General features: G+C 63.7%; 15 protein-coding genes. 8 read left to right on the top strand and 7 right to left on the bottom strand.

What is annotated here, in order from left to right:
* The coding region (locus NKH03_RS32710; protein ID WP_352972996.1) for an autotransporter outer membrane beta-barrel domain-containing protein at positions 1-711 on the top strand (711 nt) is incomplete at its 5' end.
* Between the two features lie 78 nt (positions 712-789).
* Here NKH03_RS32710 and NKH03_RS32705 read toward each other — a convergent pair.
* From NKH03_RS32705 to NKH03_RS32690, 4 genes are all read right to left on the bottom strand, one after another.
* Entirely contained in the window at positions 790-1104 is a 315-nt protein-coding gene (locus tag NKH03_RS32705; RefSeq protein ID WP_352870516.1) for a GYD domain-containing protein, read from the bottom strand.
* A gap of 261 nt (positions 1105-1365) precedes the next feature.
* Complete coding sequence (locus tag NKH03_RS32700; RefSeq protein ID WP_352870515.1) at positions 1366-1524, bottom strand: hypothetical protein; 159 nt, start codon at positions 1522-1524, stop codon at positions 1366-1368.
* Between the two features lie 151 nt (positions 1525-1675).
* Entirely contained in the window at positions 1676-3307 is a 1632-nt protein-coding gene (groL, locus tag NKH03_RS32695; RefSeq protein ID WP_352972994.1) for a chaperonin GroEL, read from the bottom strand.
* 90 nt (positions 3308-3397) lie between these two features.
* Complete coding sequence (locus NKH03_RS32690; protein WP_352870513.1) at positions 3398-3712, bottom strand: co-chaperone GroES; 315 nt, start codon at positions 3710-3712, stop codon at positions 3398-3400.
* 250 nt (positions 3713-3962) lie between these two features.
* On the opposite strand from NKH03_RS32690, the gene NKH03_RS32685 reads away from it, so the two are divergent.
* Both NKH03_RS32685 and NKH03_RS32680 read left to right on the top strand, forming a co-directional pair.
* Positions 3963-4211, top strand: a complete 249-nt coding sequence (locus NKH03_RS32685; protein WP_023760015.1) for a hypothetical protein — start codon at positions 3963-3965, stop codon at positions 4209-4211.
* Positions 4208-4474, top strand: coding sequence for a DUF1488 family protein (locus NKH03_RS32680; protein ID WP_352870512.1), 267 nt, complete (start codon positions 4208-4210; stop codon positions 4472-4474). Before NKH03_RS32685 ends, NKH03_RS32680 begins: the two co-directional genes overlap by 4 nt.
* Positions 4475-4559: 85 nt before the next feature.
* On the opposite strand, the gene NKH03_RS32675 is transcribed toward NKH03_RS32680, so the two are convergent.
* The 3 genes from NKH03_RS32675 to NKH03_RS32665 all read right to left on the bottom strand — a co-directional run bounded on the left by NKH03_RS32675 (position 4560) and on the right by NKH03_RS32665 (position 6203).
* Complete coding sequence (locus tag NKH03_RS32675; protein WP_352870511.1) at positions 4560-4751, bottom strand: hypothetical protein; 192 nt, start codon at positions 4749-4751, stop codon at positions 4560-4562.
* A gap of 5 nt (positions 4752-4756) precedes the next feature.
* Positions 4757-4963, bottom strand: a complete 207-nt coding sequence (locus NKH03_RS32670) for a hypothetical protein (protein WP_352870510.1) — start codon at positions 4961-4963, stop codon at positions 4757-4759.
* A 172-nt stretch (positions 4964-5135) separates the two neighbouring features.
* Positions 5136-6203 carry a diguanylate cyclase domain-containing protein gene (locus NKH03_RS32665; RefSeq protein WP_352972992.1) on the bottom strand — a complete coding sequence of 356 codons (1068 nt, stop codon included), beginning with the start codon at positions 6201-6203 and terminating at the stop codon, positions 5136-5138.
* A 368-nt stretch (positions 6204-6571) separates the two neighbouring features.
* Here NKH03_RS32665 and NKH03_RS32660 point away from each other — a divergent pair, with 368 nt between their 5' ends.
* From NKH03_RS32660 to NKH03_RS32640, 5 genes are all read left to right on the top strand, one after another.
* A complete protein-coding gene (locus NKH03_RS32660) occupies positions 6572-7615 on the top strand; it encodes a LacI family DNA-binding transcriptional regulator (RefSeq protein ID WP_352972990.1) in 1044 nt (347 codons plus the stop codon).
* Positions 7616-7678: 63 nt separating this feature from the next.
* The gene (locus NKH03_RS32655) at positions 7679-8926 is read left to right on the top strand and encodes an ABC transporter substrate-binding protein (protein ID WP_352870507.1); all 1248 of its coding nucleotides are present in this window, start codon (positions 7679-7681) and stop codon (positions 8924-8926) included.
* A 217-nt stretch (positions 8927-9143) separates the two neighbouring features.
* Entirely contained in the window at positions 9144-10067 is a 924-nt protein-coding gene (locus tag NKH03_RS32650) for a carbohydrate ABC transporter permease (RefSeq protein WP_352870506.1), read from the top strand.
* Positions 10067-10924, top strand: a complete 858-nt coding sequence (locus tag NKH03_RS32645; protein ID WP_352870505.1) for a carbohydrate ABC transporter permease — start codon at positions 10067-10069, stop codon at positions 10922-10924. Before NKH03_RS32650 ends, NKH03_RS32645 begins: the two co-directional genes overlap by 1 nt.
* A gap of 22 nt (positions 10925-10946) precedes the next feature.
* Entirely contained in the window at positions 10947-12926 is a 1980-nt protein-coding gene (locus tag NKH03_RS32640; protein WP_352972989.1) for a glycoside hydrolase family 127 protein, read from the top strand.
* The last annotated feature ends 467 nt before the right edge of the window (positions 12927-13393 follow it).

The following is a 13393-nucleotide window of genomic DNA, read 5'->3' as shown; positions in this document are numbered from 1 at the left end:
AGCGCGGCCGGTCGGCTCATCGGCGGCGTTGCCTTCCAGTATGGCACGGTGTCCGCCGATGTGTCGTCGGTGTTCGGCAGCGGGTCGATCGATACGACCGGCACCGGCGTTTCCGGCTCGCTGACCTGGTACGGCGCGGAGGGCTTCTACCTCGACGGTCAGGCACAGGTGATCTGGTACGACAGCAATCTCGACTCGGCGACCGCCGGACAGCGGCTCGCCGACGGCAACAACGGCGTCGGCTACGCGCTCGGCGTCGAAGCGGGCAAGCGCATCATGCTCGACCCGAGCTTGTCGCTGACGCCACAAGCTCAATTGGCCTGGTCCTCCGTCGACATGGATGCCTTCACCGATACCTTCGGCGCAAGAGTTGCTCCCGGCTCCAACGACAGCCTGCTCGGCCGCCTCGGCCTCTCGCTCGACCACCAGACGCAGTGGCAGGACCGCACGGGCCGCGCCGGTCACACGAACCTCTACGGCATCGCCAACCTCTATTACGACTTCGGCGATGGCTCGTCGGTCGACCTCGCCGGCAGCAGCCTTTCGAGCCGCAACGAGCAGCTCTGGGGCGGCCTCGGCATCGGCGGCACGATCAACTGGGCCGACGACAGGTTCTCGGTGTTTGGCGAAGCCATCGCCCGAACGGGCCTGGAAGACTTCGGTGATAGTCACGCGCTGACCGGCTCGCTGGGCTTCCGCGTCAAGTGGTGAGTGATGCTGCCCTGTCCGACACTCGGCAGCACGGCACGTCCATCGAACCGTGCTGCCTTGATCAAGAAGGCAAGTCCATCAGCCGGCGGGTTTGTACGCGCCGGCGGCCTTGTTGGCGGCCGCGAGCACTGCCTTCATGTCGAGCTCTTCCAGAACGACCATGTCGGTCAGCGAGCCGCTCGCTCGCACCGCGAGGGACATGCCAATCCCGGCTGACTGGTCCGGCACCTCGCCATTGACGACGACGTCATAGATGCCGCGCGTGAACATCATGCTGGTCACCTTGCCGCCAACGCTTTCAAAAAGCGCCTTGACCGCGGCTTGCCTGTCCGAGCCTTGCATCAATCCTTTGGCGGCATGAGGCGCATAGTTTGCCAAAATAGTCACTTTCATGGGTATTTCCTCCAAATGTCACGGTCTCGTGGCTGCTCCATAATTCGAGCGGCACGGCGTGATTTTTTCGGTAACAATCGCAGGCGCCCTTGGACGCGTTGGCGGCCGAGGGCCCGCTGCCCGAGAAATATGCGCCTTAGCTAATATAATGACAATACTAGACAGGCCGATAGCAGCCATCGGGATTGCGGTGATCGGCTGGATCTCGGCTCGGCCAATGGCATCGAGCTCGGGCCCGAAAGTGGCGGCGGCGCCGCAGCTTCACATCGGGCGTTTGGGTTCGCTCTTTGATGGCGTCGCCGTGTTGGAATCGGATTTCTTGTGCTTGTCGGCGGCAATCCTGCGGATGCGGTCGAAGCGGCTTTCCTCGGTTTTTTCGGTCGTGACGACCGTCTCTGGCTTCCGCACGAACGTGATCATGGATCCGTCTCCTGGGCTAGAGGCCTGCACGCCGGGAGAAAACACCCCCGGCGGTAGTTATCCAGGCTCCATTGAAGAGCCGGGGTGGCTGATTCAGGTCAGGTCTGAAAGGTGGCTTTTATGAAGCCACCTTCGCAGGCCGGCTGAATCTTTAGTAGCCGCCCATGCCGCCGCCGCCACCGCCTGCCGGGGCAGCGTCTTTCGGCGGAATGTCGGTGATCATCGCTTCGGCGGTGATCAGAAGGGCTGCGATCGAGCCGGCATCCTGCAGCGCGGTGCGCACCACTTTCGCCGGATCGACGATGCCTGCCTTGATCATGTCGACATAGACCTCGTTCTGGGCGTCGAAGCCCTGATTGTGGTCCTTGCTGTCGGTGAGCTTGCCGACGACGATCGAGCCTTCGACGCCGGAATTCTCGGCGATCTGGCGGATCGGCGCTTCGAGCGCCCGAAGCACGATCGAGATGCCTGCGGTGACATCGGCGTTGGCGCCATTCAAGCCGGCCAGTGCCGACCTGGCACGCAGCAGCGCCACGCCTCCGCCGGGCACGATGCCTTCTTCAACCGCGGCGCGCGTTGCGTTCAGCGCATCGTCGATGCGGTCCTTCTTTTCCTTGACTTCCGACTCGGTGGCGCCGCCGACGCGAATGACGGCAACGCCGCCGGAGAGCTTGGCCAGCCGCTCCTGCAGCTTTTCCTTGTCGTAATCGGAGGTGGTTTCCTCGATCTGCCCCTTGATCTGGGCGACGCGCGCCTGGATGGTCGCCTTGGTGCCGGCGCCGTCGATGATCGTGGTGGTGTCCTTCTCGATCAGCACGCGCTTGGCACGGCCCAGCATTTCGATGGTGACGTTTTCGAGCTTGATGCCGAGGTCCTCGGAGATCATCTGGCCCGATGTCAGCACGGCGATGTCTTCCAGCATCGCCTTGCGGCGATCACCGAAGCCCGGCGCCTTGACGGCCGCGACCTTGAGGCCGCCACGCAATTTGTTGACGACCAGCGTGGCGAGAGCCTCGCCTTCGACGTCCTCGGAGATGATCAGCAGCGGCCTGCCGCTCTGCACCACCGCTTCGAGGATCGGCAGCATCGCCTGCAGATTGCCGAGCTTCTTCTCGTGGATGAGAATGTAGGGCTCTTCCAGCTCGACGCGCATCTTGTCGGCATTGGTGACGAAATAGGGCGAGAGATAACCACGGTCGAACTGCATGCCTTCGACGACGTCGAGCTCGGTGTCGGCGGTCTTGGCTTCCTCGACGGTGATGACGCCGTCATTGCCGACCTTGTCCATCGCCTTGGCGATCATCTCGCCGACGCTGGCATCGCCATTGGCGGCGATGGTGCCGACCTGTGCGATCTCGGCCGACGACTTGACCTTCTTGGCGCGCGCCTGGATTTCCTTGACCACGGCGGAAACCGCCTGGTCGATGCCGCGCTTGAGGTCCATCGGGTTCATGCCGGCGGCGACCAGCTTGGCGCCTTCGCGCAGGATCGAGGCGGCCAGCACCGTGGCGGTGGTGGTGCCGTCACCGGCCAGGTCGTTGGTCTTCGAGGCCACTTCGCGCACCATCTGCGCGCCCATGTTCTCGAACTTGTCGGCAAGCTCGATTTCCTTGGCGACGGTGACGCCGTCCTTGGTGATGCGCGGCGCGCCATAGGCCTTGTCGATGATGACGTTGCGGCCCTTGGGGCCGAGCGTGACCTTCACCGCATTGGTGAGGATTTCGACGCCGCGCAGCATGCGGTCGCGCGCATCGGTGGAGAATTTGATTTCCTTGGCAGACATGATTTTTATCCAGTTCGGTTGAGGACGGCAGAGCCCTGCCCTCCATGATCAATGCTCGGAGCGCACCCCGAAGGATGCATGGCACTCCAGTCAGGCGGCCTTCTTGGCCTCGACGGCCTTCTCGATGACGCCCATGATGTCGGCTTCCTTCATGATCAGAAGGTCCTCGCCGTCGATCTTGACCTCGGTGCCCGACCATTTGCCGAACAGGATGAAGTCGCCGGCCTTGACGTCGAGCGGAACAAGCGCGCCATTTTCATCGCGTGCGCCAGGTCCAACGGCGATGACTTCGCCTTCCTGCGGCTTTTCCTTGGCATTGTCGGGGATGATGATACCGCCTTTGGATTTGATATCGCCTTCGGCGCGACGAATGACGACGCGGTCGTGGAGTGGCCGAAATTTCATGGGAACTTTCTTTCTGGGGCCGGCACAGGCGGCCACGCCCCCTTTCTATAAACGCATTGGCACTCGATAGATAGGAGTGCCAAAAATTATTCGCACCCGAAATTAAATATTCAAAAGTATTATTTCGGCAGCTGGTTTCGTGATATCCGCAGAGTGTCAAATAATTCAAAAGATTGAATTTTGCCGATCGAGTGCCTATTTATCGGACGAGTTCACTTTCACGATTTCAGGTACAAGGGAGATTTCTTCGATGGCCGAAGGCAATCAGACGATCATGGAAAAAGCCGAAGCCCGCTTTGTCGACAAGCAGAAAAAGACAGCGGAGAAAAACAAGGCAACCGCCGAATACATGTCCGAAGCGAGGGCGCGGGAGATCAAGACGGCAAGGCTGAGGGAGTTGCGGCTGGCCAAGGAAGAGGCCGACCGCGTCGCCGAGGCCCTCAATCCGACGCCGAAGAAGAAGCGGGTGACCAAGAAAGCCACGGAGGCCAAGACATGAGTCTCACCTTCCCCAACCGCAGCCGCAGCTATGACGAGGCCGGCCAGCGTATCCGTTTCGTCGGACATGACGGCATGTTCCAGATCTCCTTCTCCGTCGCCGCCGACGCCATGGCCAAGATGCGGCCGGGAGCCGCGGCCGATGAAGCCGGCTACCTCGCCACATTCGACACCGAGAGCAACACCATCCGCGAGGTGGCATCGAAGGCCTACGGCCGCACCCACAAGAGCATGTATGTGCTGACGGCGGCCGATTTCGGCTGATCAGCCTCACGGGAATCCTCGATTTGAGGTGCGGCGGGCTTCTTGCGGCGGCGAAATGCTGTCCTGACGCAATGGCCGCTACGGATCAGGGCTTGCGCTCGGCCCGCTCGCGGCGTTTGACGTCGCGGACATTCATCTGCATGACCATGTCCTCGGCCTCACGCGGGCCCATTCCCACCATCACCTTTTGCCGGACAACGGCAGGCTGGCCGGTGAAGACGTCGATGATGCTCCAGCTCTGGGGAAGCTCCATGCGCAGCGTGTAGCGGTTGGCCATCCCGATCAGCCCTGCATCATGAAAAACACGGCGCCCAGGATCAGCACCGTCCAGGCAATGACCGACAGTTTCAGCACCATGCCGCCATGCGCGGCCAGAAGCTCCCGCAGGCGCGGCACGACACCCGCCGGCCGGGCCGGCGCCGCCGCGAAGGCGACAGGAGCCTTGAGGCCAAGTTTTCCAAAGACAGGCAGCAGCGACGGTTCACGCACGAAAATGACCTCGAATGTCGGGAAGAGCGGAGCAAAGGATGCTCACGCCCCTTCCATAGCACTCTTTTCGCGAGCGCTGTGCATGCCAAGTGAAAAATAGGCGCCAACGACTGCATCGGTGGAAGAGGCGCAGGCCCGGTCGGCAAAGCTGTACGGCAACAACCGCCAGCCCTCAGGCCGCGGCGCTGCGGCCTCTCACGCCGGCCTCGACCTTGAAGATGCGGAACGTGTTGCGCCCTGCCGCCTTGGCGGCATAGAGCGCGGTGTCGGCCTGCGTGAACAGATCGCCGGACGCGCCTGCTTCGATGAAGGCGATGCCGACCGAGGCGCCGAGCCCGAGCGATTGGCCGCAGGCCGCGACCGGCTTGCCCATCGCCTCGATGATGCGGCGCGCCAGGCTGGAGACAGCGCCGCGGGCGATATGCGGTCCAAGCAGCACCGCGAACTCGTCGCCGCCGACGCGCGCCACCAGATCGGCCTCGCCGCAGCCGGCGGCAAGCCGCTTCGCCGCCTCCTTCAGGCACTCGTCGCCGACGACGTGGCCGAACGTATCGTTGACGGCCTTGAAGCCGTCGAGATCGACTAGGAGCAGCGCGCCGAGCGGGCGGCCCTCGTCTGCATGCACCAGCCGCGCCTGGAAGCGGCCGCGGTTGGCCAGCCCGGTCATGACGTCATATTCGGCGAGATAGCGCATCCGGTCCGACAGGATCTTCTCCTCGGTGATGTCCTGCTTCATGCCGAAGATGCGCACGGGAACGCCCGCCTCGCACTCGACGGTCGCGGTGATGCGGATCCAGCGGCTGCGGCCGGCGAAAGTGGTGATCTCGGCATCGAGATTGAAACCGCTGCGCTCGGCGATCGCGCGGCCGCGCATCGTCTCCAGCGCCTTGCGCGACTCCGCCGGGTAGCATTTGATGATCTCCGAGCGATCGAGCACCGCGCCACGCGGCAGGTCGAACAAATCATAGACCACATCGGTCCATGCCAGCTGCTCGTCGGGCAGGCTGCATTCCCACACGCCGAGGCGCGCGGCGACCGAGGCGCGGTCGAAGATCTTGCGGCTGTGCGCCAGCGAAATATCCTGCTTGGCGATCAATGCCCCCTGCGCGGCGAGCTCCGCCTTGAGCCGAGCGATGGTGGCGACGGCGCGGTGTCGTTCGTCGGAACTGTCGTGCCCCGCGCGCCTGCCGGGCTGCGCGGCCCGCGCCGGGCCTTTCGGACTGTAGGGCGTATCGGACATGGCGAGGCTCTGCTGTCTTGGCGGGAGACCACCATGGCGCGCAAGCGATTAACACTTCGCTGATGATAGGCTGCTTCGCCGGAACCGGACTGCGTATCCGCCGACAATTTTGGACGAGCCCATCAATCGTTGAAGTTGGCGCCGCCCCTCACCCGCCTGCCGGGCGTTCGGGCGATGGGGCAAATGCCAGAACCTGACGCGATTGCCGCGACCCAAACCACTTTTCCCCTTGAACGACCTCCCGATCTGGCCTAGCCTTGACTTGAGAAAAGGTTTTTCCAAACAGTTCCGATCGGGCTTGGCCATGTGCCGGGTCTTTTTCGGGCCTTAAGAGAAAACCTTTTCCCAGCTTAAGGATTCTTGGCGCGATGGCATCGGACGATCTGCCTGTTCCGGTCTTTTCCAAGCCAGTCACCTTGCGTGACGTGGCGGCTGAAGCCGGCGTCAGCGTCGCCACCGCCTCGAAGGCGCTCAACGACCAGGGACGGATGACCGCCGAGACGCGCGAGCGCATTCGCGAGACGGCGCGGCGTCTCGGCTTCCGGCCCAACAGCCTGGCGCAGAGCCTGCTCCGGCGGCGCAGCTTCACCGTCGGCCTGCTCACCAACGACACCTATGGCCGCTTCTCGCTGCCACTGATGTCGGGCATTTCGGACGCGCTGGTCGACAATGGCGTCTCGGTGTTCCTGTGCAATGTCGAGGAGGATCCGCGGCTGGGCCAGATGCATGTCGACGCCATGCTCGACAAGCGCGTCGACGGCATCATCGCCACCGGCAAGCGCATTGATCGCCATTTGCCTGTCGACCTCTCCAATCTGCGCGTCCCGGTGATCTATGCCTTCACGCAGCCCGATCCAGACGCCATCGCCTTTGTTTCCGACGATTCCGACGGCGCCCGGCTGGCGGTCGAGCATTTGTGCCGGCTGGGCTGGAAGCGCATCGCCCATGTCACCGGCCCGGCGAGTTTTGCCGTGGTGCACGCCAGGGCGCGGGCTTACCGCGACGTGCTCATCGAAAACGGCCTGCCGGTCACCGAGCCGCTGCTCGGTTCCTGGTCGGAAGCCTGGGGTCACGAGGCGGTGGCGCACCTGTTCGACGGCGGGAAAGAAAAGCCGGACGCCCTCTTCTGCGGCAACGACCAGATCGCGCGCGGCGTCATCGATGCCTTGCGCGAGCGAGGCCTGAACGTTCCGGGCGATGTCGGCGTCATCGGTTTCGACAATTGGGAGATCGTGGCCGAGGCGACGCGCCCGCCGCTGACCTCCGTCGACATGAATCTCGTCGCACTCGGGCGCGAAGCCGGATTGACCCTGCTTTCGCTGGTCGGCGGCAAGCCCGCCGCGCCGGGCATTCGAAAACTGCCGTGCCGGCTGGTGGTGCGGCAGTCATGCGGTCATCCGCTGGATGGCTGAAAACCAAGCGCCGCGCAATCGGCGCCAAGCCGCGGAGCGCGGCCAAACCTGGAGGAGGAGAACATGAGGAACCTGATTGCCAAACTGGCCCTGGCCGCTGCCGTTCTGGGTAGCGGTCTCGGCACTGCCGCCGCCGAGACGGCCAACATCTGGGTGCGCGCCGACGGCTCGAATTTCATGCCGAGGATCGTCGACGCCTACAACAAGGCGCACACCAACCAGGTCAAGCTGGACATCATCCCCAATGCCGAGATCATCCCGAAATATGGTGCCGCGGCCGCCGGCGGCACGGCGCCCGACGCGCTATCGCTCGACCTGATCTACACGCCGTCCTTCGCCGCCGCCGGCCAGCTGGAGGACATCACCGACTGGGCCAAGTCCCTGCCCTATTTCGCCAGCCTGTCGCCGGCCCATGTGAAGACCGGCACATACAAGGATCACATTTACGGCCTGCCCTTCTCGGCCGACGCCTCGGTGCTGATCTGGAACAAGAAACTGTTCAAGCAGGCCGGGCTCGACCCTGAAAAAGGCCCGGCCAACTGGGCCGAGATCGCGACCGACGCAGAGAAGGTCAACGCGCTCGGCGGCAACATCAAGGGCTTCTACTTCTCGGGCAATTGCGGCGGCTGCAACATCTTCACCTTCACGCCGCTGATCTGGGCGTCGGGCGGCGACATCCTGTCGGAGGACGGCTCGAAGGCGACGCTGGACAGCCCGCAATTGCGCGGCGCCATCGATCTCTACCGCTCGATGGTCAAGAAGGACCTGGTGCCGGCAGGCGCGCAGACCGATACCGGCGCCAACTTCTTTGCTGCCTTCGCCGCCGGCAATATCGGCATCTCGCCGTCCGGCGCCTTCGCCATCGGCGCGCTCAACACCCAGTATCCCGATATCGACTACGGCGTCACCTTCCTGCCGGGCAAGGATAGCGGCTGGTCGTCCTTTGCCGGCGGCGACAATTTCGTCGTCACCAAGGGCACAACGAAACTGCCCGTGGTGAAGGAGTTCCTCGATTTCGCCTACTCGCTCGAGGGCCAGACGATCCTCGCCAAATACGGCAGCCTGCCGGTGCGCGGCGACATCGCGAAGGATGCGCTGAAGGATCTCGATCCGCGCTACCAGATCGCCGCCGAGGCCATGGCCAAGGGCCGCACGCCCTATTCGGTGGTGTTCAACGACCTGATCAACTCCGCCAACGGGCCGTGGACGCAGATGATCAACGAGGTCTTCTTCGGCGACGATGTCGACGGCGCGATCGCCAATGCGCAGGAGACGATGCAGTCGATCATCGACCAGGCGCCGCAGAAATAAGCGGCGTCTGCCGGCCGCCCGCCTGTCTCCCTGGGCGGGTGGCCGCCCCACCTCCCCCTTGAGGGGAGGTCGGACCGTAGGTCCGGGTGGGGTCGCCTCGGAGGTGCTCGACGTTTTTCTTGATGTCGGCGCGCTTCGCAGAGGACCCCACCCCCGGCCTTCGGCCGGACCCTCCCCTCGAGGGTGAGGGGGACGCAGTGCCAACGGATGAGCAGCCATGACCGTCATCACCGCAGCAACCACCGCCCCACCCCGCGCCCGCAAACTCGCCGGCCGCCGGCAGTGGATCGGCCTGCTCTATGTCGCGCCGGCTGTCGCGCTGGTCGTCGTCTTCTTCCTCATCCCGCTCGGCATGACGGCATGGATGTCGCTGCACAACTGGCCGCTCATGGGCGAGCACAGCTACATCGGCCTGGGCAACTACGTCGCCATCCTGCGTGACACCAGGTTCTGGAACGCACTGCGCTTCACCGCCTACTATACCGTGATCGTCACCATCGCGATCTTCGTGGTGGCGTTTCCGCTGGCGCTGTTCGTCGAACGGCCGCGTCCGCTGACCAATCTCTACCGGACCATGTTCTTCATGCCGGCGGTTGTCGGTTTCGCCTCGGCCAGCCTGCTTTGGTCATGGCTCTTGAATGTCGATTCCGGCCTGTTCAGCCCGGCTGCCTACGATCTCGGCCTGATCGACAAGAAATTCAACCTGCTGGCCACCTTCCAGCCGGCCTTCTGGTCGATCATCGCCATGGTCGTCTGGAAGGTCGCCGGCTTCACCATGATCATCCTGATGGCCGGCCTGCAATCGATCCCGCAGGACCTGCAGGAGGCGGCCGTCATCGACGGCGCCGGGCCGTTCGCCAGGTTCCGGGCGATCACTTTGCCGCTGATGCGCCGCACGCTGGCGCTTGCGCTGATCCTGTCTGTCGCCGGCTCGATCCTCGCCTTCGACCAGTTCTACATCATCCTGCGCGGCGGCCCGCGCAACCAGACGCTGACGGCGGTCTACTGGATCTTCAACCAGTCCTTCGTCTCGTTCAAGCTCGGCTATGGTGCCGCGCTCTCGATGGTGCTGCTCGTCGTCCTGGTGGCGCTTAGCCTCGTCCAGCTGTGGCTGCTGCGCAAGCCGGAGGGGCTCGACTGATGGCGCAGGCCGCTTCCCGCAACCGCCGGCTCCTGGCTCGCATCGGCGAGCATTCGACCGGCATCATCGCATCGGTGCTGTTTGCGGCGCCGATCGTGTGGGCGGTGCTGTCGGCGTTCAAGCCGGCGGCCGAAGCACGCCTGCCGCCGCTGCCGCCCTGGCCAACCTCAGGCTTCTCGCTAGAGAATTACGCCACGCTCAACAGCTTCGGCGACGGGCTCTGGGTCTCGGCGCAAAACAGCATCTATGTCTCGGTTATGACGGTGCTGCTGTCGGTCGCCGTCAGCGTGCTGGCCGGCTACGGTTTTTCGCGGTTTCGCTTTCCGTTCAAGGACCTGTTCTTCATCCTTATCCTGTCGACGATCATGATCCCGTTCCAGTCGATCCTGACGCCGATCTTCCTGGTGCTCACCAAGCTTGGCCTGCACAACACACTGACCGGCTTGGTCGGCGTCTATGTGACGCTGCAGCTGCCGTTCTCGATCTTCATGATGCGCAACGCCTTCGACGCCGTGCCGCGCGAGATCGAGGAAGCCGCCCGCATGGACGGCGCCGGCAATGTCACCATGCTTTTGAAGGTGATGCTGCCGCTGGTCTGGCCGGGCGTCGTCACCATCGCGCTGTTTGCCTTCCTCGGCGCCTGGAACGAATTCCTCGCAGCACTGGTGCTCATGACCGACCAGTCCAAGTTCACGCTGCCGGTGATGATGACGGCACTGCAGTCGGGCCGCTTCGGCGCCATCGACTGGGGTGCGGTGCAGGCGGGCGTCACCGTGATGATGGTGCCCTGCCTCATCCTGTTCCTGGTCCTGCAGCGCTTCTACATCCGCGGCCTGATGGCCGGGGCCGTGAAATAGACCGACCGAATGGAGTAAGTTCATGACCGCATCGCCATCCGCAAAAACCGGGAAACCAAAGCTCGCCTTCCGCCCGCTGCCGGTGCCGCAGGTCGACGTGCACGGCTTCTGGGGCGACCGCGCCGACGCGGTGGCCACGCGCACCGCCGATATCCTCTACGACCGCTGCGTCGAGGCCCGGATGCTGGAGCAGATCGACCCGGACCGGCCCTCGCCAGGCGTCGTCATTCCTTTCCACTCGCCCTCGCCCGACGAGGCCGACCGCCAGGGCGCGGAATTCACGGGATCGACGGTGACCACGCAGATGTTCTGGGATTCCGATCTCGGCAAGACGATCGAGACCGCGGCCTATTCGCTCTACCGGCGCAAGAACCCCGAACTGGAGAAGAAGATCGATGCCGTCATCGACATGTACGGCAAGCTGCAGCAAGAGGACGGCTATCTCTCCAGCTGGTACCAGCGCATCCAGCCGGGCAAGCGCTGGACCAATCTGCGCGACTGCCATGAGCTCTATTGCGCCGGCCATCTGATCGAGGGCGCGGTCGCCTATTACCAGGCGACGGGAAAACGCAAGCTGCTCGACATCATGTGCCGCTATGCCGACCATATCGCATCGGTGCTTGGCCCCGAACCCGGCAAGAAGAAGGGCTATTGCGGCCACGAGGAGATCGAGCTGGCGCTGGTCAAGCTGGCGCGAGTGACCGGCGAGCGGAAATATATGGACCTCGCCAAATACTTCATCGACCAGCGTGGCCAGCAGCCGCATTATTTCGACGAGGAGGCGCGCGCCCGCGGTGCCGACCCGAAGGCCTATCATTTCAAGACCTATGAATACAGCCAGTCGCACATTCCAGTTCGCGAGCAAGACAAGGTCGTCGGCCATGCGGTCAGGGCGATGTACCTCTATTCGGGCATGGCCGACATCGCCACCGAATATGGCGACGACAGCTTGCGCGTGGCACTCGACCGTCTGTGGGACGATCTCACCACCAAGAGCCTCTACATCACCGGCGGGCTCGGGCCGTCAGCTCACAACGAAGGTTTCACCAGCGACTACGACCTGCCCAACGAAAGCGCCTATGCCGAGACCTGTGCCGCGGTCGGACTGGTGTTCTGGGCCAGCCGCATGCTCGGCATGGGGCCGAATGCCCGCTATGCCGACATGATGGAACGCGCCCTCTACAATGGCTCGATCTCGGGCCTGTCGCTCGACGGCTCGCTGTTCTTCTACGAGAACCCGCTCGAAAGCCGGGGCGCCCACAATCGCTGGAAATGGCACCGCTGTCCGTGCTGCCCGCCCAACATCGGGCGCATGGTCGCCTCGATCGGCAGCTATTTCTACAGCCTGGCCGACGACGCGCTGGCCGTCCATCTCTATGGCGACTCGACCGCCCGCTTCGACATATCAGGCACACCGGTGAGCCTGACGCAGGCAAGCCGCTATCCCTGGGACGGCGCCGTCGAGTTCACGCTCGAGCCGCGGTCGCCGCTTGAGTTCACGCTGCATTTGCGCATCCCGGCGTGGAGCACCGGCGCCGCGCTCAAGATCAATGGTGAGGCGGTCAAGCTGGCGGATGTCACCAGCGACGGCTACGCCGCGATCCGGCGGACATGGAAAAAGGGCGACCAGGTGCGGCTTGATCTCGAAATGCCGATCGAGCGGCTCTACGCCAACCCGCGGGTGCGCCAGGATGCCGGCCGAGTCGCGCTGTCGCGCGGTCCGCTGATCTACTGCGTCGAGGCGACCGACAATGACGGCCAGTTGCATCGGCTGACGCTGCCGAGGACGGCCAGTCTCGAAGCGCGGGATCGGCCGGAGCTTCTCGGCGGCGTGGTGACGCTGTCGGCTGGCGCGCAGGCCGATGCCGCCGACGGCTGGCAAAGCGGGCTCTACAGGCCCGAACCGCCGGCCACGACAGAGACGCGCCTGACCGCCATTCCCTACTTCGCCTGGGACAACCGCGAGGCTGGCGAAATGCTGGTTTGGCTCAGGGACGGGTGAACGATGTTTGGTGTATCGGCGATGGCGACAACGGATCGAATCCCGGCCTCGATCGGTTCCGCGCTTTCCGGCGGAAACGCCTGGACGCCATCAGCAAAAACGGCAGCAACAGGTAGAAGTGCGCTTCCGGCGTGAACCACCCGGTGCTTTTTGCGGTGTTTCTGCTGGTGTCAGCGGCCCCCTTGAGTGCAGGAGGCCCGGCTCGGTCGTATGTCCGCTAAACGACCGGAAACCGAACGCCAGACCTGTCAGGAAATTATGTTCACAAACAACTACCGCGCCGCGACGCTCACCCCATCAGATTTAGCGCAGGCGCTGGGTTCTTCCCGATACTGCCGGCCCTCGCCTGCAGCAATCATCCTGCCCGTCAGTGAATAGCGTTTCCTAGAGCGGGATGATTTTAGGTTCGGTCATAGCCGGCCTCGAGGAAGTAATTTCGGCATTCGTTTGAAGTGACAATTTCGAGG

The sequence above is a fragment of the Mesorhizobium sp. M1406 genome, from assembly GCF_040317555.1.
Taxonomy (GTDB): Bacteria; Pseudomonadota; Alphaproteobacteria; order Rhizobiales; family Rhizobiaceae; genus Mesorhizobium.
This window is presented reverse-complemented; position numbering and strand designations above follow the sequence as displayed.

Coding starts and splice junctions, on each gene's coding strand:
- NKH03_RS32705 (WP_352870516.1), bottom strand. CDS start 1,104: ATGAAAGTGACTATTTTGGCAAACTATGCGCCTCATGCCGCCAAAGGA.
- NKH03_RS32650 (WP_352870506.1), top strand. CDS start 9,144: ATGACCGTCATCACCGCAGCAACCACCGCCCCACCCCGCGCCCGCAAA.
- NKH03_RS32645 (WP_352870505.1), top strand. CDS start 10,067: ATGGCGCAGGCCGCTTCCCGCAACCGCCGGCTCCTGGCTCGCATCGGC.
- NKH03_RS32690 (WP_352870513.1), bottom strand. CDS start 3,712: ATGAAATTTCGGCCACTCCACGACCGCGTCGTCATTCGTCGCGCCGAA.
- NKH03_RS32665 (WP_352972992.1), bottom strand. CDS start 6,203: ATGTCCGATACGCCCTACAGTCCGAAAGGCCCGGCGCGGGCCGCGCAG.
- NKH03_RS32655 (WP_352870507.1), top strand. CDS start 7,679: ATGAGGAACCTGATTGCCAAACTGGCCCTGGCCGCTGCCGTTCTGGGT.
- NKH03_RS32685 (WP_023760015.1), top strand. CDS start 3,963: ATGGCCGAAGGCAATCAGACGATCATGGAAAAAGCCGAAGCCCGCTTT.
- NKH03_RS32700 (WP_352870515.1), bottom strand. CDS start 1,524: ATGATCACGTTCGTGCGGAAGCCAGAGACGGTCGTCACGACCGAAAAA.
- NKH03_RS32660 (WP_352972990.1), top strand. CDS start 6,572: ATGGCATCGGACGATCTGCCTGTTCCGGTCTTTTCCAAGCCAGTCACC.
- NKH03_RS32675 (WP_352870511.1), bottom strand. CDS start 4,751: ATGGCCAACCGCTACACGCTGCGCATGGAGCTTCCCCAGAGCTGGAGC.
- NKH03_RS32680 (WP_352870512.1), top strand. CDS start 4,208: ATGAGTCTCACCTTCCCCAACCGCAGCCGCAGCTATGACGAGGCCGGC.
- groL (WP_352972994.1), bottom strand. CDS start 3,307: ATGTCTGCCAAGGAAATCAAATTCTCCACCGATGCGCGCGACCGCATG.
- NKH03_RS32640 (WP_352972989.1), top strand. CDS start 10,947: ATGACCGCATCGCCATCCGCAAAAACCGGGAAACCAAAGCTCGCCTTC.